The organism is Rhizobium sp. WSM1328, assembly GCF_057653715.1.
Window position 1 is genome coordinate 39637 of record NZ_JBYGKO010000002.1, and the last position, 25497, is coordinate 65133.

The 25497-nt window shown below is 61.1% G+C and carries 23 protein-coding genes and 1 pseudogene; 13 read left to right on the forward strand and 11 right to left on the reverse strand.

Annotated features, from left to right (window positions below; genetic code table 11):
- Window positions 1-23: 23 nt before the first annotated feature.
- Window positions 24-1520, reverse strand: coding sequence for an NAD-dependent succinate-semialdehyde dehydrogenase (locus AC2444_RS23710; RefSeq protein WP_017996261.1), 1497 nt, complete (start codon window positions 1518-1520; stop codon window positions 24-26).
- 120 nt (window positions 1521-1640) lie between these two features.
- Window positions 1641-2138 carry an Lrp/AsnC family transcriptional regulator gene (locus tag AC2444_RS23715; RefSeq protein WP_164902817.1) on the reverse strand — a complete coding sequence of 166 codons (498 nt, stop codon included), beginning with the start codon at window positions 2136-2138 and terminating at the stop codon, window positions 1641-1643.
- A gap of 101 nt (window positions 2139-2239) precedes the next feature.
- On the opposite strand from AC2444_RS23715, the gene ehuR reads away from it, so the two are divergent.
- The 10 genes from ehuR to doeB all read left to right on the forward strand — a co-directional run bounded on the left by ehuR (window position 2240) and on the right by doeB (window position 11947).
- Window positions 2240-3625: a MocR-like ectoine utilization transcription factor EhuR gene (ehuR, locus tag AC2444_RS23720; RefSeq protein WP_012755550.1), complete on the forward strand. Its 1386-nt coding sequence runs from the start codon at window positions 2240-2242 to the stop codon at window positions 3623-3625.
- 122 nt (window positions 3626-3747) lie between these two features.
- Entirely contained in the window at window positions 3748-4533 is a 786-nt protein-coding gene (gene ehuA, locus AC2444_RS23725; RefSeq protein ID WP_017996258.1) for an ectoine/hydroxyectoine ABC transporter ATP-binding protein EhuA, read from the forward strand.
- A gap of 55 nt (window positions 4534-4588) precedes the next feature.
- Window positions 4589-5437: an ectoine/hydroxyectoine ABC transporter substrate-binding protein EhuB gene (gene ehuB, locus AC2444_RS23730; protein ID WP_017996257.1), complete on the forward strand. Its 849-nt coding sequence runs from the start codon at window positions 4589-4591 to the stop codon at window positions 5435-5437.
- Between the two features lie 180 nt (window positions 5438-5617).
- Window positions 5618-6277, forward strand: a complete 660-nt coding sequence (ehuC, locus tag AC2444_RS23735; protein WP_003550191.1) for an ectoine/hydroxyectoine ABC transporter permease subunit EhuC — start codon at window positions 5618-5620, stop codon at window positions 6275-6277.
- 4 nt (window positions 6278-6281) lie between these two features.
- On the forward strand, window positions 6282-6941 hold the full coding sequence (ehuD, locus tag AC2444_RS23740) for an ectoine/hydroxyectoine ABC transporter permease subunit EhuD (protein ID WP_012755553.1): 660 nt from the start codon (window positions 6282-6284) through the stop codon (window positions 6939-6941).
- 2 nt (window positions 6942-6943) lie between these two features.
- Window positions 6944-7723, forward strand: coding sequence for an ectoine utilization protein EutA (gene eutA / locus AC2444_RS23745; protein ID WP_128450325.1), 780 nt, complete (start codon window positions 6944-6946; stop codon window positions 7721-7723).
- A 4-nt stretch (window positions 7724-7727) separates the two neighbouring features.
- Window positions 7728-8729 (forward strand): hydroxyectoine utilization dehydratase EutB, encoded by a 1002-nt coding sequence (eutB, locus tag AC2444_RS23750; protein ID WP_128450326.1) that lies wholly within the window; start codon window positions 7728-7730, stop codon window positions 8727-8729.
- Window positions 8726-9718 (forward strand): ectoine utilization protein EutC, encoded by a 993-nt coding sequence (gene eutC, locus AC2444_RS23755; protein WP_128450327.1) that lies wholly within the window; start codon window positions 8726-8728, stop codon window positions 9716-9718. Before eutB ends, eutC begins: the two co-directional genes overlap by 4 nt.
- A gap of 32 nt (window positions 9719-9750) precedes the next feature.
- Window positions 9751-10932, forward strand: a complete 1182-nt coding sequence (doeA, locus tag AC2444_RS23760; protein WP_012755557.1) for an ectoine hydrolase DoeA — start codon at window positions 9751-9753, stop codon at window positions 10930-10932.
- A gap of 7 nt (window positions 10933-10939) precedes the next feature.
- Complete coding sequence (gene doeB / locus AC2444_RS23765; RefSeq protein WP_487762915.1) at window positions 10940-11947, forward strand: N(2)-acetyl-L-2,4-diaminobutanoate deacetylase DoeB; 1008 nt, start codon at window positions 10940-10942, stop codon at window positions 11945-11947.
- Between the two features lie 20 nt (window positions 11948-11967).
- On the opposite strand, the gene AC2444_RS23770 is transcribed toward doeB, so the two are convergent.
- The gene (locus AC2444_RS23770) at window positions 11968-13785 is read right to left on the reverse strand and encodes a methyl-accepting chemotaxis protein (protein WP_128450329.1); all 1818 of its coding nucleotides are present in this window, start codon (window positions 13783-13785) and stop codon (window positions 11968-11970) included.
- A gap of 223 nt (window positions 13786-14008) precedes the next feature.
- Between AC2444_RS23770 and AC2444_RS23775 the strand changes: the two are divergent.
- A pseudogene (locus tag AC2444_RS23775) lies at window positions 14009-14095 on the forward strand (type II toxin-antitoxin system VapC family toxin); the annotation flags it as partial.
- Window positions 14096-14192: 97 nt separating this feature from the next.
- Here the strand turns inward: AC2444_RS23775 and AC2444_RS23780 are convergent.
- The 8 genes from AC2444_RS23780 to AC2444_RS23815 form a co-directional block, all read right to left on the reverse strand.
- Entirely contained in the window at window positions 14193-14441 is a 249-nt protein-coding gene (locus AC2444_RS23780) for a hypothetical protein (RefSeq protein WP_128450330.1), read from the reverse strand.
- Window positions 14442-14696: 255 nt separating this feature from the next.
- Window positions 14697-15779 (reverse strand): DUF5666 domain-containing protein, encoded by a 1083-nt coding sequence (locus AC2444_RS23785; protein WP_128450331.1) that lies wholly within the window; start codon window positions 15777-15779, stop codon window positions 14697-14699.
- Window positions 15776-16669: a DUF6502 family protein gene (locus AC2444_RS23790; RefSeq protein ID WP_128450332.1), complete on the reverse strand. Its 894-nt coding sequence runs from the start codon at window positions 16667-16669 to the stop codon at window positions 15776-15778. Before AC2444_RS23790 ends, AC2444_RS23785 begins: the two co-directional genes overlap by 4 nt.
- A gap of 155 nt (window positions 16670-16824) precedes the next feature.
- Window positions 16825-17199: a hypothetical protein gene (locus AC2444_RS23795; RefSeq protein ID WP_012755563.1), complete on the reverse strand. Its 375-nt coding sequence runs from the start codon at window positions 17197-17199 to the stop codon at window positions 16825-16827.
- Between the two features lie 11 nt (window positions 17200-17210).
- The gene (locus tag AC2444_RS23800) at window positions 17211-18257 is read right to left on the reverse strand and encodes a flagellar hook-associated family protein (protein ID WP_027688191.1); all 1047 of its coding nucleotides are present in this window, start codon (window positions 18255-18257) and stop codon (window positions 17211-17213) included.
- A 2-nt stretch (window positions 18258-18259) separates the two neighbouring features.
- Window positions 18260-19720, reverse strand: a complete 1461-nt coding sequence (gene flgK / locus AC2444_RS23805) for a flagellar hook-associated protein FlgK (protein ID WP_128450333.1) — start codon at window positions 19718-19720, stop codon at window positions 18260-18262.
- A 13-nt stretch (window positions 19721-19733) separates the two neighbouring features.
- Entirely contained in the window at window positions 19734-21026 is a 1293-nt protein-coding gene (locus tag AC2444_RS23810; RefSeq protein WP_128450334.1) for a flagellar hook protein FlgE, read from the reverse strand.
- A gap of 327 nt (window positions 21027-21353) precedes the next feature.
- Window positions 21354-22232, reverse strand: a complete 879-nt coding sequence (locus AC2444_RS23815) for an EF-hand domain-containing protein (protein ID WP_128450335.1) — start codon at window positions 22230-22232, stop codon at window positions 21354-21356.
- 163 nt (window positions 22233-22395) lie between these two features.
- Here AC2444_RS23815 and AC2444_RS23820 point away from each other — a divergent pair, with 163 nt between their 5' ends.
- Both AC2444_RS23820 and AC2444_RS23825 read left to right on the forward strand, forming a co-directional pair.
- On the forward strand, window positions 22396-23043 hold the full coding sequence (locus AC2444_RS23820) for a TetR/AcrR family transcriptional regulator (RefSeq protein WP_128450336.1): 648 nt from the start codon (window positions 22396-22398) through the stop codon (window positions 23041-23043).
- A gap of 208 nt (window positions 23044-23251) precedes the next feature.
- Window positions 23252-25435 (forward strand): DUF1217 domain-containing protein, encoded by a 2184-nt coding sequence (locus AC2444_RS23825; protein WP_012755569.1) that lies wholly within the window; start codon window positions 23252-23254, stop codon window positions 25433-25435.
- The last annotated feature ends 62 nt before the right edge of the window (window positions 25436-25497 follow it).

Sequence of the window (25497 nt, forward strand, 5' to 3'; positions counted from 1 at the left end):
ATGGGGGCTCACTTGAAATGGGGTCAGGCGGCCGTGTCGATGCAGAGATATTTGAGCTCGGTGAAGGCCTCGAGCCCATGGCGTGAACCCTCGCGGCCGAGGCCGGACTGCTTCCAGCCGCCGAAGGGAATGGGAGCGCCGGTGATTTTCACGCGGTTGACGGCGACCATGCCGTATTCGAGCGCGCGGCCGAGGCGCATCTGCCGGGCGCCGTTTTCCGTGACGATATAGGCGACAAGGCCGTATTCGGTATCGTTGGCGCGGGTGATGACCTCGTCTTCCGTATCGAAGGCGGTGATGGCCGCTACAGGGCCGAAGGTCTCCTCGTGCATGATCAGCGCATCCGCCGGCACGTCGCTCAGCAGCGTCGGCTCATAAAAAAGCCGGCCGGCCTTATGGCGCTTGCCGCCGGTAACGAGCCGCGCGCCGCGCGCCAGCGCGTCGGCGACCTGTTCTTCGACCTTGGCGACGGCGCGTTCATGCATGAGCGGCCCGATCTCGGCGCCATCCTCAAGACCCGGACCAACTTTCAGTTCGGCAATGCGGTCTGCGAAGGCCTTGGCGAAGCCATCGGCGATCCGCCGCTGGACGAAAATGCGATTGGCGGCGAGGCAATCCTGGCCTGATGTGGCAAATTTGGCGTTGACGGCGATCTCGACCGCCTTTTCGATATCGGCGTCATCGAAGATGATCAGCGGGGCGTGGCCGCCGAGTTCCATCACCAGCCGCTTCAGGGTCGGGGCGCATTGGGCGGCGATCAGCCGTCCGATTCCGGTGGAGCCGGTGAAGCTCATGGCGCGCACGCGGACATCGGCACACATCCGTCCGACGATCGTTGCGGCGTTGCCGGTGACCACGTTGAAGACGCCGGTGGGAATGCCTGCCCGCTCGCCGAGCTCGGCAAGCGCCAGTGCCGAAAGCGGCGTTTCTGAGGAGGGGTGGGCGACGACCGTGCAACCGGCGGCCAGCGCCGCGGCAGCCTTCCGGGTGAGCATGGCAGAGGGGAAATTCCAGGGCGTGACGATGCCGACGATGCCGAGCGCCTCACGCCGGACGATCATTTCCGCGCCGGGCAGATGGCTGGTGACGCTTTCGGCGTTCAGCCGTTTGCCTTCCTCGGCATACCATTCGACGAAGAAGGCGGCGTAATCGATCTCGCCGCGCGATTCCGCAAGCGGCTTGCCCTGTTCGAGCGTCATGATCAGCGCCAGATCCTCCTTGGCCGCAAGCATCAGCTCAAACCATTTGCGCAGGATCGCCGCGCGGCTCTGCGGCAGCATTGCGCGCCAGCCGGCAAAAGCCTCCGACGCAGCATCGATCGCCACTGCCGTCTCATCGGCGTCAAGGCTAGCAACCCAGGCCAGCGTCGCCGAAGAGGCGGGATCGGTGACCTCGAAACTTTTCCCTGATTTGCCGGCGATCCACCGGCCGCCGACATAGGCCAGATCGCGCAGGAGATGACGGTCGGCGAGCCGCGACAGCGCGTCATGATAGGCGGGGCGGGCAAAAACGGCGGTCATGTCCAGTCTCCTCGTGGCGGTTGACGTCAGTCTTCCACGGGAGCGGGCGAGAGATTGTCTGTTGGCTGATGCAAAAAGAGAGAGATGGTCTAAAGGACGGCGGCTTGACAGAGAGATTGTCTACGACGCGGCCTGTTCCTCGCCGGTGGCAGTGAAGGACGAGACCGGAAGGACTGTGTCCTCCTTGACCGTCTTGGTGACGATGTAGGTGAAGTAGCGGTCGATGCCGAGTTCGCGTTCGAGAAGCCCGTCGACCAGCCGCTGATAGGCATCGATATCGGGCGCGATGATTTTCAGGATGTAATCGACGCCGCCGCCGACAGACCAGCAGGCGACGATCTCCGGGATTGCGCTGATGGCCCGCTCGAAGCGCTCGAAATCCGCCTGGCGATGGTTGGCGAGCGTCACTTCCATCATCACGCTGGCGACCGGCGCAATGCGCCGCGGCGCGATGCGTGCGTGATAGCCGGTGATGATCCCGGCCTTTTCGAGCTTTCGCAGCCGCATCCAGCACGGCGTCGGCGACAGCCCGGCCTTTTCGGCCAGCGCCAGTTTGGTGATGCGGCCGTCGCGCTGGACGGCGTCGAGAATGCGCAGGTCGATGGCGTCGAGCTTCATGGTGCTTTCTTTAGAAAGAAATCATTTCAAACGCAGGGAAAAGACAATGGGAGCGCATTTTGGCATTGTCAATTGAACTGATTTTCAGCAGTGTTGAAATCATGACAAAGTGGCGCCCCGATCCCTCGCAACTTCGCCGGCCGGCCTATCTTTCGCTTGCCGAACAGATCGCAAACGCGATCACCGACGGCAAGCTCACCGACGGCACACAATTGCCGCCGCATCGCAAGCTGGCGGACGACCTGCATCTTTCCGTGCAGACGGTCAGCCGCGCCTATGACGAGCTGATCCGTCGGGGGCTGATATCAGGCGAGATCGGACGCGGCAGCTTCGTCCAGACCAGGCCGCGTGAACCGGAGCCGCCCTATCTGCCGGAACGGCTGGGCGAGGTGATCGATCTGTCGATCCTGAAACCGGTCTGCGAGCAGATCCATTTGGAAAGGCTGCGGCAGGCCTTCGGCTGGCTTTCGGAAAACCTGCCTTCCAGCTCGGCGCTGTCGTTCAGGCCGAACATGGTGTTTCCGCGCCACCGCGCCGTCGCCACGGAATGGCTGGCGCGCTGCGGGCTGGAGATATCGCCGCTGAACATCAGCGTGACGAACGGTGCGACATCGGGCATGACCGTGGCGTTGATGAGCGTTGCCCCGCCCGGCTCGACGGTTGCGACCGAAGCCATCAGCCATCATACGCTCGTTCCGCTCTCGACCTATCTCGGTCTGCACCTGGAAGGGTTGGCGATCGACGAGGAGGGCATGATCCCCGATGCGCTGGACGAAGCCTGCCGGAAGGGACCGATCCGGGCGATTTTCCTGCAGCCCTCGGTGATCAATCCGATGGCGGCGCTGATGAGCGCGGAACGCAGACAGGCGCTCGCCACTGTCGCCGCCAAACATGATATCGCGATCATCGAAAACGATATTCTCGGCCCGATGGTCGAGAATCGTGCGCCGCCGATGGCCGCGTTTGCGCCGGAGCGGACACTCTACGTTACGAGCTTCACGAAAATTACCGTTCCGGGCCTGCGGATCGGCTATCTCACCGCGCCTGACCGCTATGTCGCCGCCGTCGCCAACCGGCATCTCGTCTCCAACTGGATGGCGACGCCTGCCATGGCCGAGATCGCCACCCGCTGGGTCAGCGACGGCACGGCGATGGAACTGGTCAACTGGCAGCGCCGCGCCCTTTTGAGCCGGCATGCGATCGCGGCGGAGATGCTGGCCGGCCAGCCATACCGGGCGCATCCGCAAAGCCTGCACGTCTGGCTGCCGCTCTCCGGCAACCATACCGAAGACGGGTTCGTATCGCAGGCAAGGCTGCGCGGCGTGGCGATCGCGCCCGGCAAATCGTTCCACACCACCGATCAGGGCTGGACGCCGGCCGTGCGCATCTCGCTCGGTTCGACGACCGAAAGCGAGCTGCGGACCGGGCTCGGCATCGTCGCCTCATTGGCGCAGGGAAATCCGCAAGAGCTGCTGCTCGCGATCTGATGCAAATGCCTTGCGTTTGAGCATATGCAGAATAATTGTCATGATATTATTTTACGAATTGACATGATTTTGATGGGCCGTCATCGTTAGGACATTGCTTGTCTCAACAGGGAGAGACATGAATGCTTCCGCCCATCATCCGCATTGACAACATCGTCAAGAAATACGGCCCGCTGACCGTGCTCGACGGCCTGTCGATGAATGTCATGCCGGGCGAGAAGCTGGCGCTGATCGGGCCATCCGGCTCCGGCAAGACGACGATCCTGCGTATTCTGATGACGTTGGAGACGATCAGCGGCGGCCATATCGAAGTCGACGGCGAACAGCTCTACCATATGCCTGGTAGCAGTGGGCTGGTGCCGGCCGACGAACGGCACCTGCATCGGATGCGCGAAAAGATCGGCATGGTCTTTCAGCATTTCAATCTGTTCCCGCACAAATGCGTGCTCGACAACGTGACGCTGGCGCCGATGCTGACCAAGGGCATCAAGCGGCCCGTGGCGGAAAAACGGGCGATGGAGCTTCTCGACATGGTCGGCTTGGCCGACAAGGCTAAAAGTGTCCCGGCGCAGCTTTCCGGCGGGCAAAAGCAGCGCGTCGCCATTGCTAGGGCGCTGGCGCTATCGCCGAAGATCATGCTGTTCGACGAGGTGACCTCGGCGCTTGACCCGGAACTGGTCGAGGAGGTGCTGAACGTCATGCGGCGGCTGGCGTCCGAGACCGACATGACCATGCTTCTCGTCACGCATGAAATGGGCTTCGCCCATGATTTCGCCGACCGTGTGCTGTTCTTCGATCGCGGCAAAATCGTCGAGGAAGGCAAGCCGGGCGACATCTTTCGCAATCCGAAACAGGAGAGAACGCAGACCTTCCTGCGCAAGATCATTGCGGCGGGGCACCGCGTCTGACCTCAGACATTGCCCGCAAGAACAAACTCAAGGAAAATCAGAGGAGTTGGGAACGATGAAAACACGATATCTTTTGAGCGCCGCCAGCCTGTCAGTGCTTCTGATCACGGCGGCTTCGCCTGCCTCCGCCGCCGATGACAAGCTCGAGCAGTTGAAGGAGCAAGGCTTTGCGCGTATCGCCATCGCCAACGAGCCGCCGTTCACCGCCGTCGGCGCCGACGGCAAGGTTTCCGGCGCGGCCCCCGATGTGGCGCGCGCAATATTCGAAAAGCTGGGCGTCAAGGAAGTGGTCGCCTCGATCTCGGAATATGGCGCAATGATCCCCGGCCTGCAGGCCGGCCGCCACGACGCGATCACCGCAGGCCTCTTCATGAAGCCCGAGCGCTGCAACGCAGTCGCCTATTCCGAACCGATCCTTTGCGACGCCGAAGCTTTCGCGCTCAAGAAGGGCAACCCGCTGAAGCTGACGAGCTACAAGGACATCGCCGACAATCCGGACGCCAAGATCGGCGCGCCGGGCGGCGGTACCGAGGAGAAGCTGGCGCTTGAGGCCGGCGTGCCGCGCGATCGCGTCATCGTCGTTCCGGATGGCCAGAGCGGCATCAAGATGCTGCAGGACGGCCGCATCGACGTCTACTCGCTGCCGGTTCTGTCGATCCACGATCTGATGGCCAAGGCGAACGATCCGAACCTTGAGACCGTCGCACCCGTCGTCAATGCGCCGGTCTATTGCGATGGCGCGGCCTTCCGCAAGCAGGACGTTGCGCTCCGCGACGCCTTCGATGTCGAGCTGAAGAAGCTGAAGGAATCCGGCGAATTCGCCAAGATCATCGAGCCCTACGGTTTCTCGGCCAAGGCGGCGATGTCGACGAGCCGCGAAAAGCTCTGCGCCGTGGCGAAGTAACAAGGGGTTAGCAGCCGGCCATGTCATGGACATGGCCGGAGTGTCCCCGAACGATCTTCCAAAGCGCGTCGCGATCTTTCAGATTGGCACCTCGCGCTTTAGGTCCTTGTTTTTACGCATGTCGTTCTCGCAAAAGCGCTGCACAGTTTTGCGCGACATGATCGAAGAAGTGAGTTGCCGATGTCGGTATGGTCCGGCTATCTGACACTGATCCTTGAGGGCGCCCTGGTGACGCTCGAACTGACGATCATGGGATCTGCGCTGGCGCTGGTGATGGCCTTCCTGGCGGGCCTCGGCCGGTTGTCGCGCTTCTTCGCCGTACGCGCGTTGGCGACGGCCTATATCGAGTTCTTCCGCGGCACCTCGATCTTCGTCCAGCTCTTCTGGGTCTATTTCGTACTGCCTTTCGCGGGCTTGACCCTGACGCCGCTGCAGGCGGGCGTGTTGGCGCTCGGGCTGAATGTTGGCGCCTATGCGGCGGAAGTGGTGCGCGGCGCCGTCAAGGCCGTCGGGCGCGAACAGTCGGAAGCCTGCATCGCGCTCAACCTTTCGCGATACCAGCGCATGCGCCACGTCATCCTGCCGCAGGCGCTGCCGCTGATGCTGCCGACCTTCTGCAACAATGCGATCGAACTCTTGAAGGGCACGGCCGTCGTGTCGCTGATCTCGCTGACCGATATGACCTTCCAGGCGCAGGTGGTGCGGGCCCAAACCGGCAACACGCTGGTGCCCTTCGCGACGATCCTCATCCTCTATTTTCTCATGGCCTCGGCGATCTCCGCGACGATGCGCTGGCTGGAGCGACGGATGGCGCGCAGCCTCGACGGCATAAGGACCTGATCAGATGGAATGGGATTGGGACTTCGTCTGGCAGATCATGCCGACCCTTCTCGAAGGGTTCAAGATCACTCTTCTCGCGACCATCCTCGGCGCTGCCGTCGCCATGATCGTCGGCCTGGGGCTCGCCATTGCGCGACGCTCACCGGTCGCCGGCATTTCCAGGACGGTCGCTTTCGTCTCGGAATTCATCCGCGGCACGCCATTGCTGGTGCAGCTCTACTTCATCTTCTACGTACTGCCGGATATCGGCATTCGGCTGGCGCCGCTGGTCGCCGGCGTCATCGGCATGGGCATTCACTATGCGACCTATACCGCCGAGGTCTATCGCGCCGGCATCGAGAACGTGCCGCGCGGCCAATGGGAGGCGGCCAAGGCCACCAATTTGACGACGCGCCAGGCCTGGATCCACGTGATCCTGCCGCAGGCGATCCCGCCGATGATCCCGGCGCTCGCCAATTATTTCATCGCCATGTTCAAGGAAACGCCGCTGCTTTCGGCGATCACCGTGCTCGAACTCATGAACCAGGCAAAGAGCATCGCCAACAGCAACTACCGCTACATCGAGCCGATGACGCTGGTCGGTGTCTTCTTCCTCGTCATCAGCCTGATCTCGGTCGTGGGATTACGCTGGCTCGAAGAACGCTACGCCAGGATGGATGACTGACCATGACCGCAGAGATCGAGATCATCCCGGCCGGCCGGCTGCCGCGGCTGGAGGACCGGCCGCTGGAAAAGCGCATCGGCCTGGTCATCCTCGCGACGGACCATACAACGGAAGTCGACTTCCAGCGTATGGTCGCCAGCGATCGCCTCGGCGTCTATGTCAGCCGCATCCACTATGCCAATCCGGTCACGCCGGAAAACCTCTTGAATATGCAGCCGTCGCTGACGGAAGGCGCGGCACTGATCCTGCCGGGCGAGGCGCTCGATGCCATCGTCTATTCCTGCACCTCCGCCTCGGTGGTGATCGGCGACCGGAACATCGAGGCGGCGATCCATGCGGGCAAACCCGGCGTTCCCGTCGTGACGCCGACGGCTGCCGCCGTAACCGGCCTGAAGGCGCTGGGCGCCAGGCGGATTTCGGTGCTGACGCCCTATACGATCGAGACCAGCCGGCCGATGGCGGATTATTTCGCGGAGCTTGGCTTTGCTATCGACCGCTTCACCTGTCTCGGCCTGACCGATGATCGCGAGATGGCGCGGATCGCGCCGGACGAGATCCTTGCCTTCGCACGCCAGGCGCTGGCGCCGCAGTCGGACGCGCTGTTTATTTCCTGTACGGCCGTGCGGGCAGCAGAGGTCGCGGCCCGGATCGAGGCTGAAGTCGGCAAGCCGGTGGTCACTAGCAATCTCGCGACCGCCTGGGCTTGCCTGCGGCTTTGCGGCGATGATCGGGCGCGGCCCGAACTCGGTCAATTGATGACCAAGCCCTATCGGGAAGGCTGAGATCATGGTGAGCACCTTGCCCGTTTCGCTGGAGGATATCCGCGCCGCGGCCCGCCGGATTGCCGGCCGCGTGCTCTGTACATCGATGGTGCAGTCCGCTTCACTTGGCGAATTGGCCGGCGCGCCTGTCCATCTCAAGCTCGAACATCATCAGACGACCGGCAGTTTCAAGCTGCGCGGAGCGACCAACGCGGTGCTTTCTTTGTCGCCGGCGGAGCGCTCGCGCGGCTTCGTCGCGGCCTCGACCGGAAATCACGGCCGTGCACTTGTCTATGCGGCAAAGGCGGAAGGTGCCGTCGCGACCATCTGCATGTCGCGGCTGGTGCCGGAGAACAAGGTTTGGGAAATCCGCCGCCTCGGTGCCGATGTCCGTATCATCGGAAGGTCGCAAGACGAAGCGCAGCAGGAGGTCGACCGGCTGGTGCGCGAGGAGGGGCTGGTGATGGTCCCGCCCTTCGATGATCCTGATGTCGTGGCCGGGCAGGGGACACTGGGGCTTGAAATCATCGACACCTTGCCGGAGGCGGCAATCGTGCTGGTGCCGCTCTCGGGCGGCGGCCTGGCGGCCGGCGTTGCCGCCGCGGTCAAAGGCATCAGCTCGAAGACCAAAGTGATCGGCCTGACGATGGAGAAGGGTGCCGCGATGAAGGCAAGTCTCGATGCTAGACGGCCGGTGCAGGTCGAGGAATTGTCGAGCCTTGCCGACTCGCTCGGCGGCGGCATCGGCCTCGACAATCGCGTGACCTTTGCCATGTGCCGAGACCTTCTCGACGAGGTCATCCTGCTGACGGAAGCGGAAATCGCCGCCGGCATGCGCCATGCCTATGCCTGCGAACGGCAGATCGTCGAAGGCGCGGGCGCGGTCGGCATTGCAGCGCTTCTTGCCGGGAAAATTGTGGGGAACGGTCCCATCGTCGCGATCCTGTCCGGGCAGAATGTCGACATGGAACAGCACCGGCGGGTGATCAATGGCAAGGCGGCACTCTGTGGGGAGGAGGGACCATGAGCCGGATGATCATTCTGACGGAAGCGGAACTGCGGAAAGTCATCGCGCTTGATCGCGATGCGGTTGATTGCGTCGAGGCCGCTTTCGCAGCGCTTGCGACCAAGGCTGTCGCCATGCCGCCGATCCTGCGGCTCGACATTCCGGAATATCGGGGCGAAGTCGACGTAAAGACCGCCTATGTGCCCGGCATCGAGGGCTTCGCAATCAAGATCAGCCCCGGCTTCTTCGACAACCCCAAGATCGGCCTGCCGAGCACCAACGGCATGATGGTGCTGCTGTCGAGCCGAACCGGACTGGTGCAGGCGCTGCTCTTGGACAACGGCTATCTCACCGACGTGCGCACCGCAGCGGCCGGCGCCGTCGCGGCAAAACATCTGTCGCGGGAAAATGCGTCCGTGGCCGCGATCTTCGGCGCCGGCATGCAGGCGCGGCTGCAGCTCGAGGCACTGACGCTGGTCCGGCCGATCCGCGAAGCGAGGATATGGGCGCGCGATTCTGCCAAGGCGCAAAGCGTGGCAGCGGAACTGGCCGCAAAGCTCGGCTTTTCCGTCACCGCCACACCGGACGCCAGAGGCGCAGTGACCGGCGCCGATCTCATCGTTACCACCACGCCTTCCGAAACCCCGATCATCGACGCCGGCTGGCTGGAACCCGGACAGCATCTGACGGCCATGGGCTCGGATGCCGAACACAAGAACGAGATCGATCCGGCCGCCATTGCGGTTGCTGACCTCTACGTCGCCGACAGCCTGAAGCAGACGCGCCGTCTCGGCGAGTTGCATCACGCAATCGATGGCGGCCTGGTCGCAGATGACGCGATCTTTGCCGAGCTCGGCCAGATCGTTGCCGGCCGGACGCGGGGACGGACGCGCAAAGACCAGATCACCATTGCGGACCTGACCGGAACCGGCATCCAGGACACCGCCATCGCCACGCTCGCCTTTACCCGCGCCGGCGCGGCCAATGCCGGGACCACATTCGAAAGCTGACCGGCGCGGCGCCGGAAGAGAAGGGAAGAAACATGACAAAGCCCAAACTCAAATTCTCGCTCGGCGAATATGCCGCGCGGCTGGAAAAGACACGGCGTGCCATGGAGGCGAAGGGTGTCGACCTGCTGATCGTCAGCGATCCGTCGAACATGGCCTGGCTGACCGGCTATGACGGCTGGTCCTTCTACGTGCACCAGGCGGTGATCGTGCCGCCGCAGGGCGAGCCGATCTGGTTCGGCCGCGGCCAGGATGCCAACGGCGCCAAATTCACCGCCTATCTGAAGCACGACAACATCGTCGGTTATCCCGATCACTACGTGCAGTCGACCGAGCGCCACCCGATGGACTACCTCTCGGGCATCCTGACCGAGCGCGGCTTCGGCAAGCTGACGATCGGTGTCGAGATGGACAATTACTGGTTTTCGGCGGCGGCCTTTGCGGCGCTGCAAAAACATTTGCCGAACGCGCGCTTTGTCGACGCGACCGCCCTCGTCAACTGGCAGCGAGCCGTCAAGAGCGACACCGAGATCGGCTATATGCGCAATGCCGCCCGAATCGTCGAGGCGATGCACGCCCGCATCTTCGACAAGATCGAAGTCGGCATGCGCAAGTGCGATCTGGTCGCGGAAATCTATGATGCCGGCACCCGCGGCGTCGACGGCATCGGCGGTGATTATCCGGCGATCGTGCCGCTGCTGCCGTCCGGCGTCGAGGCATCGGCACCGCACCTGACCTGGGACGACCGGCCGCTGAAGAAGGGCGAGGGCACCTTCTTCGAGATCGCCGGCTGCTACAACCGCTATCACCTGCCGCTGTCGCGCACCGTCTTCCTCGGCAAGCCGACGCAGGCCTTTCTTGATGCCGAAAAGGCGACGCTGGAGGGTATGGAAGCCGGTCTTGCAGTCGCCAGACCCGGCAATACCTGCGAGGATATCGCCAACGCCTTCTTCGCGGTGCTGAAGAAATACGGGATCGTCAAGGATAACCGCACCGGTTATCCGATCGGCCTTTCCTATCCGCCGGACTGGGGCGAGCGCACTATGAGCCTGCGACCGGGCGATCGGACGGAGCTGAAGCCCGGCATGACCTTCCATTTCATGACCGGTCTCTGGCTCGACGACATGGGTTTCGAAACGACCGAGAGCATCCTCATCACCGACAGCGGCGTCGAGTGCTTCGCCAAAGTGCCGCGCAGGCTGATGGTCAAGGATTGAGGCTGTCATGACAGAGATTGGCTTGCGGCCGTCGCCGATCAGCGCGACGGTCAATTTCGCCGCCGAGGGCATCCAGCACGGCTTCCTGCGTCTGCCTTACAGCCGCGACAATTCCGCCTGGGGATCGGTGATGGTGCCGATAACGGTCGTCCGGAACGGCACGGGGCCTACGGCCCTTCTGACCGGCGGCAACCACGGCGACGAGTATGAAGGACCGATCGCGCTCTTCGATCTTGCCCGCACGCTGAAGGCCGAAGAGGTGAGGGGCACAGTTATCATCGTGCCGGCCATGAATTATCCGGCATTCCAAGCGGGAACCAGAATTTCGCCGATCGACAGGGGCAACATGAACCGCAGCTTCCCGGGCCGGCCGGACGGCACGGTGACCGAGAAGATCGCCGACTATTTCAGCCGTGTGCTTCTGCCGATGGCGGATCTCGTCCTCGACTTCCATTCCGGCGGCAAGACGCTCGATTTTCTGCCGTTCTGCGCAGCCCACATCCTGCCGAACAAGCAGCAGCAGGAAAAAGCTTTCGAATTCGTGAGAGCGTTTGCGGCACCCTATTCGATGAAGATGCTGGAGATCGATGCGGTCGGCATGTACGACACCGCGGCCGAGGAGATGGGCAAGATCTTCATCACCACGGAACTCGGCGGCGGCGGCACCGCCACGGCCAAAAGTGCGGCGATTGCCAAGCGCGGCACCATGAACGTGCTACGCCACGCAGGGATTGTCGCCGGCGCCGTCGATCCCGGTCCGACGACTTGGCTCAACATGCCGGACGGCCGCTGCTTCTCCTTCGCGGAAGAGGGAGGTCTGATCGAACCTGTCATCGATCTCGGTGAAGCCGTCACTGACGATGCGGTGATCGCGCGCATCTATCCGACCGGGCGGACCGGGGTGGCGCCGCGCGAGATCCGCGCCGGCATGAACGGTATTCTCTGTGCCCGGCATTTCCCGGGGCTGGTCAAGGCTGGTGACTGTGTTGCCGTCGTGGCGATCGTCGACGACTAAGGTAGATCGACGATCACACGTCAAGCCGCTTTCTGCGGTCTTGACCCGCCGGCGGCCGCGTCGATCTGAAAGCGGTTTACCACCCCTTCCAACGTCTGCGTTTGGCTGCCAAGCGCCCGGCAGGCCGAGGCGGTTTCGACGGCCATGGCTGCGTTGCGTTGCGTTACCTGATCGAGGGCGTTGACGGAGGCGTTAATCTCACCGATCGCCACCGCCTGCTCGGCGGACACCGAAACGATGCGGGCGATCAGCCCGGCAACCTGCTCGACCTGTCCTTCGATTTCCAGCAGCGCTTTGCCGGTGCGGTTGACAAGCTGCACCCCGCTGGAGACCTGAGACGAAGAGGTGGAAATCAGTGCTCTGATCTCCTTGGCGGCGTTGGCCGAGCGCAAAGCGAGTTCGCGCACTTCCTGCGCCACCACGGCGAAACCCTTGCCCGCCTCGCCCGCACGGGCGGCTTCAACCCCGGCATTGAGTGCCAGAAGATTGGTCTGGAAGGCGATTTCATCGATGACATTGACGATATCGCCGATCTGGGAGGACGAGCCTTCGATCCTTTCCATGGCGGCGATTGCTTCGCGAACGACGGCTGCCGAATGTTCGGCACTGGTGCGGGTCTCGGCCATCATACCGGTTGCCTTGCCGGCATGAGCGGAGGCGTCTTTCGCCTTGGTATTCATCTCATCGAGCGCGGCCGTGGCCTCCTCGAGCATTGCGGCTTGCTGTTCCGTGCGCGACGCAAGACTGTCGGCCGCATCGGTGATGCCGGCCGAGGAACTGCCCACTTGCTTGGAGGTCTGGGCGATCTCCGCCATCGAAGCGCAAAGCGCGTCCATACTGTCGTTGAACTTGGCGCGTAAAGTCTCGTAGGCGGCGGCGAACGGCGTCGTGATCCGGCAATCGAGATTGCCGGTCGATAGCTGTTCCAGGCCGTATGTCAACCGATCGATCACCGTTTCGCGGATCTGCTCCTCGGCGGCTCTTTCGGCCAGTTGGCTGCGTTCGCGCTCAAATTCCGCGTCGCGAAGTGCGGTCTCGCGCTTCTGCGCCTCCTGCCGTTCGAGCGCGTTGCGGCGGAATACCGCCACGGCCTTGGACATGGCTCCGATCTCGTCGGACCGGTTGGCATAGGGAACATCGGTTGAAAAGTCGCCTTCGGCAAGGTTGCCCATATAGGCCTTCATGCCATCGAGCGGCACGATCGCCCGTCGACGCAGGAGATAAAGCCCCACCAGCAAAAGCCCGAACGATCCGAAGCCTGCAGCACCCGCATAGATCGTCCAGGTGACGATCTCCGAGGCGGCATTGCGCTCCTCGCCCTTCAGGAAGGCGTCGGAATTGGCAACGAGTTTCTCGACCGCGTCCTGGTGCGAATGAAAGGCGACGCGCAGCTGCTCGATCGCACCATGCGCCTTGTCTTCGTCCTTGGCATTCAGGGCCGGGATGATCTCACGGTTCATCACTCCCCAGAATGCATCGCCCTTGGCGATGACATCGTTTTCAAGCTCGTCCTTCAAAGCCTGCGGCAGCCGGGTGGTTTTCCAATAGGCACGGCGGTCGTCGTAAGCGGCTTTGAGATTTGCGATCTTGGCAAGATTGGTTTCTGTGAGCTCTGGAAATTTGCTCGCCTCGAAGGACAGCATGTAGGATTCCACCACAAACAGTGGCGGCGGCAGAATATCGGCGATCAAATCCTTGCCGTAGACGACCTGTTCGTACACCGGCCCGTTGACTTTCAGCCTTTCGAGCGCCGACTGCTGCAATCCAATCGACATGAAAAGGCCTGCTGAAACGGCGACACCAAACGCAACCAAACTGCGGGCAATAGTGAATGCCAAGGACTGTCTCCCGAATAATATGGCTTCTCCGGTTCGAGACGCCTGATCCCTGGTGCAGTATTATGTCGTGAGAACACTGAAATATGGTTAATTATTTTGGAGATCTAGGCGGAATAAGAGCCATGAATACTTGTGGTATCAAGCCATCATTTGTCATCCTTGATGGCTGACAGGTTAATGCTGCACACACAGGTGAAGGGACACCAACTTGGCTGAACCTCTTGCTGCTCGTCGAGGGCGTGGAATGTCGGCTCCAGATGGCACGATAGCCGCGATTGCGCGGGTTAGAGGCGGTCGGCTTGCGACGTGAAACCTGCAGGACTTTGCGACCACAGGTCTTGAGTTGATCTCACCATGGCAATTTTGAATTCCCGAAACATGCTTGGCGTTCGTAGCTGAGAGGCCTTTCAGGCCAGACGCATGAGCTTTTCGTTCAGGCTGCCGATCTCGCGCAGGAGCTCGACCAATCTGTCCGTGTTTTCCTGGCTGAGCCGGCCCGTTTCGCCGCTGACGTTCCAAAGATCTTGAAATTCCTGGCTCATGGTGCGTGCGCTGCTCATAATTTCGATGATTTGAGCGCGGTTTTCCCAGGTTGCAACAATGGTCGGTTCGTCCATCTCCATCGACATGTCCGGTTCGCGTTCCAGCAAAAACAATTCCTGATTCCTCTTGGGCGATGACGGTTTGGTTCGGATGGCGCCATCCAGCCTACGGGATGGGCCATTCCTGCGATGACTCAGGAGCATGGGTTTGACGGTCTCGGCATGATTGAAAATCAAACGATTGGCTAGCGGGTGTGGGGCGGACACGTTAGCCAATCGGCAAACCCTACCTGGAATCACCCGAAGCAGAATTCGCATGAACAATAAATGGGATAATTTCCCATTTGTCAACACGGAGCGACAGCGTTTTCAGTGCGGACCCGGCCCCGGACCTGGGCCCGGGGGCGGTGGCCCAGGCGGCGGGCCGTCCTGTGTTGGCGGCCCCCTATCCGGAGCGGAAAAATCTCGGTCCGGCCCGCCTCTGCCGAAGGGCGAACGATCGGGCGGCGGTCGATCCGAAGGGCCACCTGGCGGTCGCGAACCGAAGTCGTTGGGAATGCGCCCGTCGGGAAAGCCGGTCATTCTGCTTGAGTCCCGCACGCCGACATCGACGAAGCCATGACCATCAGGAGATGGCGGCGTCGAGCCGAAAGGCACGGAGCCTCTGGGTCCCGCGCCCGGCCTGTCCTTATCCGTCGGCTGGAAGGTCTCGACGTTGACGATGCCTTGTTTCAAGCCCGGCACCAGGGGTTCAGCCTGAATGCGCGTGATGATTAATCGATCGGCGACGGCTTTGAGACGCACGAGCGTTTGCTTGCCGGCGAGATATCCATGCGTGCTTCCAAGCGAAAGGCCGCCGATCAGGACGCGATTGCTGCTCTTGACGGGGATGCCGCGAACATGGGCGCCTTCGGAAACGGAGCGAGGCTCGATGCGCCGGGCAATGATCGTACCGTCAGGTTTGCGGATGCCGAACACGGCGACCCGCTTGCCCTTGCGCAGGCCCTTCGTCGCGACACCCGTCGTGTCGATCGTTTGCCCCAGTACGGTCATGCCGCTCTTGTTTATCCGGTCGATGCGGCCCTGGACTTCGCTGACGATGGTGATGCGGGCGGCAAGCTTGCCCGTCAGCAGTACCCGGGCGACATGACCGACCTTCATCGCGCTGGCGCGAACGCGGCGGCCGTCGATTTCGATCGGTGTCGTCGCCCTGAACGGTATGTGGATGTTGTTGACGATGATACTTCCAAAGCCCTGGATAGTTCCGACGATGCCCGTTCCGCCGATGCCGTGATCTTCGTTTTCCCCACCGCCCTGGATGGAAAGTCCGGATCCGCCGATGCCGTGATCGCTGGTGCCCGTCGGCTGCGCGGCGGCAATCTTCGGCCCCAGGACCTGAAGCGCTATTCCGGCCAGCAGAAATTGCCTTCGCGAGATCGCCGACGGGGTCATTCGCCCGTCTCCGTCTTCGATGCGGCGTCTGGCTGAAGATCGGCTTCGCCCTCCTCGGTCATGACATAGAGCCCGGTGATCCAGCGGCTGCTGCCGCCGGGGTCGTCCTTGATGGCCTGATGGGCGATCTTGTTGAGTTTCAGGAGCAGCGCCATTCCTTCTGCGCGCGCGATCTCGTCGAGCCGGGCCGCCAGCTCGGGGGACATCCCGTCGTAGTGAACCGCACGTTCGAAGTAGGGTGGAGGCTCGTTCATCAGGTTCATGACCGACGCCTGCACATGGTCACGGAGGTTGCGCGTAAAATAATGCCGGCGGGCTTCGTCACCTGCATTGGGAACTATTGAGGAGAGGTCGAGCTGGATCCAGCCGTTCTGATCGAGAACGACGATGCCTTTATCCAGCCAGTCGTCCAGAATGGAGCGGGGATGGACGTCCTTGGTGATGTCGCTCACCAGGCTCTCGAATGACGGACCGCCGTCGCTGGAGGTCCGGGGCAGGGCGCTCGGCCGATCCTCCGCATCGCAATAAAACGGATCGGCGAGCCATTTGGCGAGAATGCGGCTTGTCTGCGAAACGCCGACGGTCAGGAAGGATGCCGCAAGCACCTGTCCGCGCAGCCGATTGACGTCCTTACGGTGAATGCCGGTCAGAAGCGAGATGCGGCTATCTGTCTGGTTCTTGTTCGGCAGCGCAAATTCCTTCTCCGCGACCTCGATATAGAGGCGGCGAAGAACGGTCGAAAAAGAGATGAAGTTGAAGCCGGAGGCGAGTGCGAGCTTGACCAGCGGGCGAAGCACGCGGATCAGCATGGCCTGCAAGGTCTCTTCGGAGAACGGAAGCTTTGCGCGCGGCTTTGACATCAACAACACACTCGGTCTCTGAAAGACCATTGCCGGCAGACCTTCGACAATCGTCTTCAGTCTCCCCTATGGGAAAGTCCAGACTGCCGCAACGGACGAGCCATATGCAAGACCGGTTTATGCCATGCTTCCTGGTGGCGCGGCCGTGATCGCGCCGCTATTCGGAAGATATTTTTCGCCTTCTGTCAATGCGTTACCGGATGCGGTTCGGGTGACAGCACTGCGCCATGGCGCCAGTCGATCAGCCGGTCGATGCGCGCAATCTTGTGGAAAACCTCAAAAACGTCGAAGGACGTGCCTTTCTCGATGTGGGCTGCCAGCAGCTCGCAAAGCTCAAATATTTCAGGGGGCGTACCCGTCATCTCGACGCCGTCATCTGTGAAGACACCCGATCGTGGCCATGCCCGCGTCTGTTGCTCGTCGAGTTTGCTGCCGACGAAGGGGATCGTATCGATAATGCCGGAAGCAAGCGCGAAGGCCGCTTCCGCCACGATTTCGGAACACGTCGTGTTGGGCTCCCTCGCTAAGGCCGGTATTTGCATCCGCTTGAATTCCCGCATTTTTCAATCCGTCAGAGATAGTTGACCAGGCTCAGGCTCTGGAGTTTCGAGACGAGCGTGTAGGCCGTTTCCAATTGCGTCTGCAGCTGGTTGACGAGCGTCGAAGCCTCATAGGTATCCACACCCTGGAGATCGACGAGGTTTCCCTGAAGCAGAGTGGATTGAGCGTCGAGGGCGTCATTTGCCTTTTCGAGCCGCTCTTGCGCGAGGCCGAGTTCGCTTTGCTGCGTCACGATCCCGGAGGTCGCCTGCGCCGCATAGGCGATCGCCTTGGATGCGACGGTGCTCTGTGCGTCGGAGCTGAGATCCTGGCCGAAGAGGGCGGAGACGACGACGGATGCCAGCGCGAGATAACGCATGCCTTCGGAATTGGCGTTGGTCGACGAGGTGATGGTTTCCGATCCGCTGATCCGGCTCGTCATGTCCGTGCTGGAAGCGGTCGACCAGCCGTCGGAAGTGTCCGTCCAGGCGCTCTCGGAGAACATCGGCTCGACCGTGTCCGTGATGAAGCTGCCAATTTCCTCGCCTGTCAACTCGTTGACGTCTTTTCCGAGACCGGTTGCATAATCGTTCAGCGCCGAAACGATCGTATCCGAGACCGCCGAGGATTGATCGCTCAGAGGCTGGCTGTCGAGGTTCGTCCCGCCGAACAGGAATTCGCCATTGACCGACGTGTTTGCCGTCGAGACCAACTGCGAAATCGTGGCGCCCGCAGTCTGCAGGGCAACGGCGATGCTTGTCGTATCCTGGCTCGCCTGGAGCGCCGTCAGGTTTGAGACCAGGCTGTCGCCGGCATCCTTGAGGCTCGAAAGGGCGGTTTGCGATGCGTCCATCCGCAACTCGACGACGGCATTGCTCGTCTTGAACGAGGCAGCCTGGGCGATAGCGCTGGTGAGATTGATCGACTTTGCAGCGCCGTTGCCGAGGGATACGCCGATATCGGCGTAAGTTCCCGTCGTTGCTTCCGTCGAGGCCTGCTGCAGCTTGTTTTGGGACTGGCTGATGGTGAGCCGCAAAACATTCTGCATCGCCGATGATGAGACAAAAGATGCTTTCATGACTAGCTCGCTATGTCGAGGAGCGACTGGAACATCTCGTCGATGACGTTCAGGATCTTCGTCGCCGCTTTGTAGGATTGTTCGATGTCGAGAAGCAGCGTCAGTTCCTCGTCGAGGTTGACGCCGGTTTCGTTGGAATAGGCCTCGTCGGAGCGTGACAAGGCCGCAGCCGTTGTTTCGGAGGCCGACGTGGCATCGCTTCGATATTGTTCGAGCCAGCCGATGGAGGCGCTGGCGTAGTCCGTCAGGCTTTGTGACGTGGAGAGACCGGCGTCGGAAGAGAACGAGCGCTGTTCCGTCAGCGCCTGATACAGGGCGTCGAGATTGTCCGAGAAGCCGCTGTCTCCCGCGGTGTTGAGATCGGTGATGCCGCTGATGGAGCCATCGCGCAGCTTTGTCGCATCACCGCCCTCGCTCGTGACGACGGCTAGATTGACCGAGATGGTGGAGGCGATCCCTGTCGTATCGTCGGAAGCAGCAGGTGTTGCCCCGGTTGCGCCCGACGCCGTCGTCCACACGAAAAGTGCCGGCGCGCTCGTGCTGCCGTCGGTTTCCGAGAAGATCTGGACGAGCGATTTGGCGATCTCGTCGAATTGGGCCTGGAATGTCGGGGCGATCTCGTCGCGAAGCTGCAGCAGCGCCTGCAGGCTGCCCGAGGCACTCGTCGTCGATCCCTCGCCGGCGTCGAGCGCAACACCGTCGATATAGATGGAATTGCCTTCCGTTCCGGCAACGTAGGTTGCCGTCGGAGCGAACGTGACGGTGCGGGGAATGGTCTCGAACAGCACGGTGCCATCAGAGGTATAGAGCGCCATATCGTTATTGTCGCGCACGGTTGAGGTGACGCCGACGATCGAGGAGATCTGCTTCAGCAGCTTTTCACGCTCGTCGAGTGCCGAGGATGTATCGGTGCCGGTCGCTGTCGCCAGCTTGACTGCATTGTTGGCCGCCTCGAACTGCGACAGCAGCGTATTCAAGGTGGAGACCTGTGTGGCGATCTCCGCATCCGCCTCGGCTCTGATCGACTGGACGCCGTCGCTTGCAGTATTTAGTGAATTGGCGAGATCCTGCGCGGCGGTCACGGCCGATTGCGCGGCGGTCGTGCTGCTCGGCGACGTGCCGAATGTCTGGAGCGCCTGCTGGAATGCCGTGAGATAGGTACTCGGCGAGGTCTCGTAGTCATTGCCGCCCACCAGCGACTTCAGGCTTTCGATACCGGTCACCAGCGTCTGCTGGGCGCTGTCCTTGGCATTCGTTTGCAGATACTGGGCAAGCAGCGCAGTTTCCTGCGCCCGGCTGATGCTGACGACCTGGGCGCCGGAAAGAGACGTCGTAACCGACGCCTCCCGTCTCACATAGTCGGAATTTCCGACATTGGCGATATTCGTCGAGATGACGCTGCTTTGCTGGCCCGTATTGTTGAAAATACTTTGCACGCTGTTCAAGGCGGAGGTGAGCGACATGCCGGCGCCCTCCCTATCGTTTCAGATTGACGAGGACATCCATGATATCGGAGCCGGTCTGAAACACCTTGGAATTGGCGGTATAGCTGCGCTGCGCCTCGATCATCTCCGTCAGTTCGCCGGCGAGATCGACGTTCGAGCTTTCGAGAGCGCCGGACTGGATGGAGCCGAGCCCGTTCGTCTGCGGGAAGCCGGTGACCGTGACGCCGGACAATCCGTTGGCACTGTAGACGTTGCCGCTGAGCAGCGTCAGATTGTCGGGGCTGGCAACCGTCGCGAGAGGGATCTGATAGAGAGCCTTTGTCGCGCCGTTCGCATAGGAGACCGACACCACGCCGTCCGTACCGATAGACACCGAACTCACGGCACTTGCGGCCTGGCCGTCTGCTGAGCCCGTTGCCGAGAAGTCGGAGGAAAGCTGGGTGAAGTCGGAATAATCCATGGTGATCGTCTTGGCCGTCACCGGATCGACGATGTCGGTGTCGGTTGCCGAGGTCAGCTGGCCATCGGCGTCGAAGGAGAGCGTGGCAACGCTCACGGCATCGGAAGAGTAGGGAAAGGACGTCGTGCTGCCGGTGGATGCATCGGCATTGCGGTAAACGGCAACCTCCCAGGTGCTGCCGGTGACCGCGCCGCTCGCGTCCGTCGTGACGCCGGTCTTGGTGAGGTAATAGTCGTACTGGACGGTGCCGCCGAGGCTGTCATAGGCAACCAGCGACATCTTCTGCGTGTCGTCGGTGACGCTTGCCGTGTTGGCGCTCGGCAGCGTCGTCGTATCCGTGACGACGGTCGCTTCGGAGTTCAGGTTGCCGCTGAAGTAAGCGCTGCTCGAAGCGACGGCGCTCAAGCCCGATTGGGATACATTGACCGGCACCAGGCCGTCGAATCCGTTGACGACCACCGCCGGCACGCCGGAGTCATAGGAATATCCCATCAGCGTGAAACCGGCGCCGTTGACGAGATTGCCGTCGCTGTCGACCGAGAAGTCGCCGGCCCGTGTAAGCACCGGCGTGCCGTCGGCGCTTTCCACGATGAAGAACCCGTCTCCCGAGATCGCCAGGTCGTAGGCCGAGGTCGTATAGGAAATGTCGCCTTGCTGAGAAATCGCCTGGCGCACGGATGTCTGAACGCCGCCTGAATTATAATTGCCCGAGGAAGACGGCAGAACCAGTGACGAAAAGGAAGTGGAAACGGCTTTGTAGCCGGTGGTGTTCGCATTGGCGATATTGTCGGAGACCGTGCTCAGCCGGTTTGCCTGGGCGCTCATGCCGGAGACGGCGGTTTTCATGCTTCCAAAAATGCTCATGGCTCGATTCCTTTATGGTTTGGGAACATGCCATGTGACGAGGGGCTTCCAGGGCGCCGGGAATGCGGGCGCACGACATCGCTGGCGCCGGGCAAGGCCGACACCGGTCGATGATCTGATTGTCTGGACTGACCCCGTGATGGCGATCGGCGCTTCGGCTCATCCGCGCGCTGGTTATCCGTGCGCCTGTGACGGCGCACCATTCGAACGTTTCCATATTTCGCAAGCGACCCGACTGAAGGCTCTGCCGGCTCGACTGCCGGTTCGCTTTAAAACCGTCTCAGTGCGGATCCTCCAGCGCCCGCAATGGCGACGGCTTAACGACCGTCAGCTCGTGGACTGTGCAGACAACGAACCGGTGCCTGACGCGTCGAGCAGACTAAAGAGCTGGCTCGCCTGTCTTTCGGTGACGTCGTCCGGCTTACCCGCCATAAACTCGTCCAATGTCACAAGCCCGTCTCCGTCCGTATCGAGATCGGAGAGCAGGGATGCAAACTGGTCATCGTCATCGTCAGCGGACGGCGGCGGTCCTTCGGGACGTTCCGACCGCTGAGCGGACATGGCCTCGGTCAGCGTATCAACCGATAGCGAGCCGGAACTTTCGCTGTCGAAGCTGTCGAACAGCGTGCCGGCCTGCTCCTCGCTCACATCGGACGGCCGACCTGCAACGAACTCGGCTTTGCTCACCTGCCCGTCGCCGTCGGTATCGAGATCGGAGAGCATGGATGTAAGATCGTCATCGTCGGAAGGTGGCGGGGGTGGCGGCCCCTCGGCACGTTCCGACTGCTGAGCGGACATGGCCTCGGTCAGCGCATCGACCGACAGCGAGCCGGAACCTTCGCTGTCGAAGCTGTCGAACAGCGTGCCGGCTTCATCCTCCGACACATCCGACGGCCGGGCTGTGACGAACTCGGCCTTGCTCACGTACCCGTCGCCATCGCTGTCCAGCTGCGCAACGTCCATGTCTGCGCCGCCGTCCTGCTGCTCGCTGGAAGCGGACTGACCGGCGAGGCCGTTCATCGTCAACGACATCAGCTGCGACATGAGTTTCTCAGCGCTGTTGGCCGCGTCTTCGCTGCGCTGCTGGCTTGCGGTTGATTTTTTTGCCGAAACCGTATTACAGGATAGGGTGTCCTGGGATGCTGACGTCGAACTCTTGCTGTACGAATAGGAAGAGATCGACGTTGCGGCAGAAATGGTCGTCATAAGCGCTCCATCGATAGAGGGTGGGGATGCAACGCATTACAGAACTGATGAGTTCTCTAAATCGAAATTACTAATGCCACAACCGAAAAAATCGTCCCTCAGAAATCGTAGTCTCCTTTCTGCGAGCGTCGGCTTGCGCTTCGTTGAGGCGGTCTAGATCATCATGGATGTTGCCGACGAGCCCGTAGATGAGCCGCGCAAGCGAGGCCGGCCGAAAGTCTCCAGCGACGGGGACAAGCGGGCGCATATCGTCGAAATTGCCCGCCGCGTTTTTGTAAAATGCGGCTATGCCGGAAGTACGACCGCAGTCGTCGCCAGCGAGGCGGGTGTTTCAAAACAGACGCTTTACAAGCTGTTTCAGAGCAAGGAAGAGCTGTTTGCCGCTGTGGTCGGCGCGCATCGGCGCCTGATGCTCGACCTGCCGCGGCCTGCTGAAGATATCTCGATCGCCGAGAGCCTCGAACGCATCTTCATGATCGATATGGATGAGGACAAGGACGCGGAACGTGCCGGTTTCCTGCAACTCGTCTTTCGCGAAGCGGGGCAGTTTCCCGAGCTCGTCGATATTCTGCAGCGCGAAGGCATGCTTGCCAGCCGGCAGGACCTCACCGACTGGCTGAGCCACCGTAGGGCGGAAGGCAAGTTGTCGCTTGATGATCCGGCCAGCGGAGCCCGGATGCTGATGGATATGATTTTCGGCGGCATGGGTCCGCCGGAAGGGCGCGCTCAGGCCTGGCCTGATCGGGCGGTGCTGCTTGCCCATCTCAGGCGTTGCATTGCAATCTTTGCGGCGGGCGTCGGGGCCGCTTAACGCGATAAAGTCGCGATCCCTCGGCTTTCGACCTCCTATTGCATTTTCGAATAATTATAGTACCATGTGGTTCTATTAAATTGATTCGGCCGCATGAATGCAGTCCGTATGCGCCATGAGCGGCGGCAAACATCTCAGCAAACATGAAAAGTTTCAACCGTGACTGCCGGCAGGCTTTCGCGCGCGCGCTCATGCAAAGGGACAGACGTTGGTTTCCACCTATGTGAGCTACCTCTCGGTCGCCAGAAATCTAAACGCCAGTCTCTCGAGTGTGGCTTCGCAGGCAACGGTTTCCCGCGACAGCGCCTACTACAAGGAAAACATCGACAAGGTCACGACCGTCGACGAGTTCATGAGCGATTACAAGCTCTATTCTTATGCCATGAAGGCCTACGGCCTTGAAGACATGACATATGCCAAGGCCTTCATGACGAAGGTGCTGGAGAGTGACCTCAGCGATTCATCGAGCTTCGCCAACAGCTTGAGCGACACCCGCTATGCCGAGTTTGCCGCCGCCTTCAAATTCGCCGGCGAGACGAAGACGGCGCAATCGGACGTGCAGCGGGACAATCTGCTCGATGCTTATGAGGAGTCCTTCGACACCGAGGCGGACGACATCGCGGACGCGACGGACTATTTCGAAGAGAATATCTCGTCGATCACCTCGGTCGACGATCTCCTGTCGAGTTCGAAGCTGAAGAACTATGTGCTGACGGCTTTCGGGCTCAGCACCGAATATACTTCGACCAGCTTCCTGAAGAGTGTTTTGACGAGCGATCTCGAAGACGCCGATAGTTTCGTCAACCAGCTCGACGACGCGGTCTATGTCAACCTGGCGAAGGCCTTCAACTTCAACGAGGACGGCTCGACCGACGGCGACGTGATGTCGGAAGATCAGATCTCGCTGGTCACGAGCGCTTATGCGGTGGCCTCGGCGACGATCGCTTCCTCGGAAACCGGGGAGGCCTATGACACCTACTTCGCGGCGCAAATCGGCAACATCACCTCCGTCGATGAGTTGATGAGCGACGACAAACTGGTTTCCTATCTGAGAACTGCCTACGGGCTTACCGATAGCGAGACCGACAACTTCATTTCCGCGGCGCTGAAAAGCGCCGACGTCGCCGACGCGATCGGCTTGTCCGACCTGCACGACGCCTTCAATTTCGATGAGGACGGCGATCTTGCCGATGGCGACACCGCCCAGACTTCAGACCAGACCGCCACGACCACGGCAGCCTTCGACGAAAATTATCAGGTGCTGGTCGCCAACGCCAGCACGGAAGATGCCACCGACAACTATACGACACGCATCGCCAGCGTCACCTCGATCGATGATTTCCTGGTATCGAACGATGACGATGATGACGACGACAACGACGATCTTCCGGAACTGTGGGAAATGGCGTTGCGCGCCTATGACATAGACCCGGACAGCGTTTCGAGAAGCGAAGTTCGGAAAATTCTCGAAAGCGATCCCGCGGACTCGAAAAGTTATGTCAACAGCCTCGACGACGACCGGTTCGTAGCCTTTCGCAAAGCCTTCAACTTCGACGACAATGGTGATGTCACCGTTCCCTTGCAGGCCATGTCGGAATCCGTCGTCGACGACTATGCCGCCTATTACAAGCAGAACAAAATCCGCTACCTCGAAGGCGCCGAACTGACCGAGGCGACCGATGCAGCGAATGACGAGATCACCTATTTTCGCGAGCAGATGGCGACGATCACGACGGCCAGCGAATTTCTGGCCGACGATCGCCTGGTTAGCTTTGCGCTTGAGGCGAAGGGGCTCGACCCTGATGATGTCACGTCGGACGAGTTGGAGAAGATGTTTTCTTCCGACCTCGACGACGAAGACAGTTATGTCAACAAGCTGGACGACAATCGTTTCGCCGAACTCGTCGGCGCGTTCAATTTCGATCAGGACGGCAATATTTCCGCCGATCCGACCGGGACTGTGCAGCAGCGCGGCGATGTGCTGGAGACGATCGACGCCTATGTCAGGCTGACGCTCGAAGACGACCAAGGCGATAGCAACACCGGCGTGCGCCTTGCCCTTTACTTCCAGCGCAAGGCGCCGGAGATATCGAGCGCCTATAACATTCTAGGCGACAGCGCGCTCTTCGAGTTCTTTACGACGACCTTCAACCTGTCCAGTTACGTCTCGAACATGGACGTCGACAAGCAAGCCGAGATGGTCGACAATTTCATCGACATGAAGGATCTGTCGGATCCTGACAAAGTCGACGATCTGATCAAACGCTTCACCGCCATGTATGACATGGCCAACGGCACGGGCACCACGTCGTCAGCCCTTTCGATCCTGACCGGCTCGGCGACGATAAGCGCCGATACGCTGCTTGCTATGGCGCAATTGAAAAGCGGTTGAGCGGCAAGCCCCCTTCCTCGGGGAGCCTGACAGAGGTGCATTGCCATCCACGGCAGGGCAGG

Coding starts and splice junctions, on each gene's coding strand:
- AC2444_RS23785 (WP_128450331.1), bottom strand. CDS start 15,779: ATGACCCCGTCGGCGATCTCGCGAAGGCAATTTCTGCTGGCCGGAATA.
- AC2444_RS23710 (WP_017996261.1), bottom strand. CDS start 1,520: ATGACCGCCGTTTTTGCCCGCCCCGCCTATCATGACGCGCTGTCGCGG.
- ehuC (WP_003550191.1), top strand. CDS start 5,618: ATGTCGGTATGGTCCGGCTATCTGACACTGATCCTTGAGGGCGCCCTG.
- eutA (WP_128450325.1), top strand. CDS start 6,944: ATGACCGCAGAGATCGAGATCATCCCGGCCGGCCGGCTGCCGCGGCTG.
- ehuB (WP_017996257.1), top strand. CDS start 4,589: ATGAAAACACGATATCTTTTGAGCGCCGCCAGCCTGTCAGTGCTTCTG.
- AC2444_RS23795 (WP_012755563.1), bottom strand. CDS start 17,199: ATGCGGGAATTCAAGCGGATGCAAATACCGGCCTTAGCGAGGGAGCCC.
- AC2444_RS23790 (WP_128450332.1), bottom strand. CDS start 16,669: ATGGTCTTTCAGAGACCGAGTGTGTTGTTGATGTCAAAGCCGCGCGCA.
- AC2444_RS23810 (WP_128450334.1), bottom strand. CDS start 21,026: ATGAGCATTTTTGGAAGCATGAAAACCGCCGTCTCCGGCATGAGCGCC.
- flgK (WP_128450333.1), bottom strand. CDS start 19,720: ATGTCGCTCACCTCCGCCTTGAACAGCGTGCAAAGTATTTTCAACAAT.
- ehuD (WP_012755553.1), top strand. CDS start 6,282: ATGGAATGGGATTGGGACTTCGTCTGGCAGATCATGCCGACCCTTCTC.
- doeB (WP_487762915.1), top strand. CDS start 10,940: ATGACAGAGATTGGCTTGCGGCCGTCGCCGATCAGCGCGACGGTCAAT.
- AC2444_RS23800 (WP_027688191.1), bottom strand. CDS start 18,257: ATGAAAGCATCTTTTGTCTCATCATCGGCGATGCAGAATGTTTTGCGG.
- ehuR (WP_012755550.1), top strand. CDS start 2,240: ATGACAAAGTGGCGCCCCGATCCCTCGCAACTTCGCCGGCCGGCCTAT.
- AC2444_RS23820 (WP_128450336.1), top strand. CDS start 22,396: ATGGATGTTGCCGACGAGCCCGTAGATGAGCCGCGCAAGCGAGGCCGG.
- AC2444_RS23815 (WP_128450335.1), bottom strand. CDS start 22,232: ATGACGACCATTTCTGCCGCAACGTCGATCTCTTCCTATTCGTACAGC.
- eutC (WP_128450327.1), top strand. CDS start 8,726: ATGAGCCGGATGATCATTCTGACGGAAGCGGAACTGCGGAAAGTCATC.
- eutB (WP_128450326.1), top strand. CDS start 7,728: ATGGTGAGCACCTTGCCCGTTTCGCTGGAGGATATCCGCGCCGCGGCC.
- doeA (WP_012755557.1), top strand. CDS start 9,751: ATGACAAAGCCCAAACTCAAATTCTCGCTCGGCGAATATGCCGCGCGG.
- ehuA (WP_017996258.1), top strand. CDS start 3,748: ATGCTTCCGCCCATCATCCGCATTGACAACATCGTCAAGAAATACGGC.
- AC2444_RS23715 (WP_164902817.1), bottom strand. CDS start 2,138: ATGAAGCTCGACGCCATCGACCTGCGCATTCTCGACGCCGTCCAGCGC.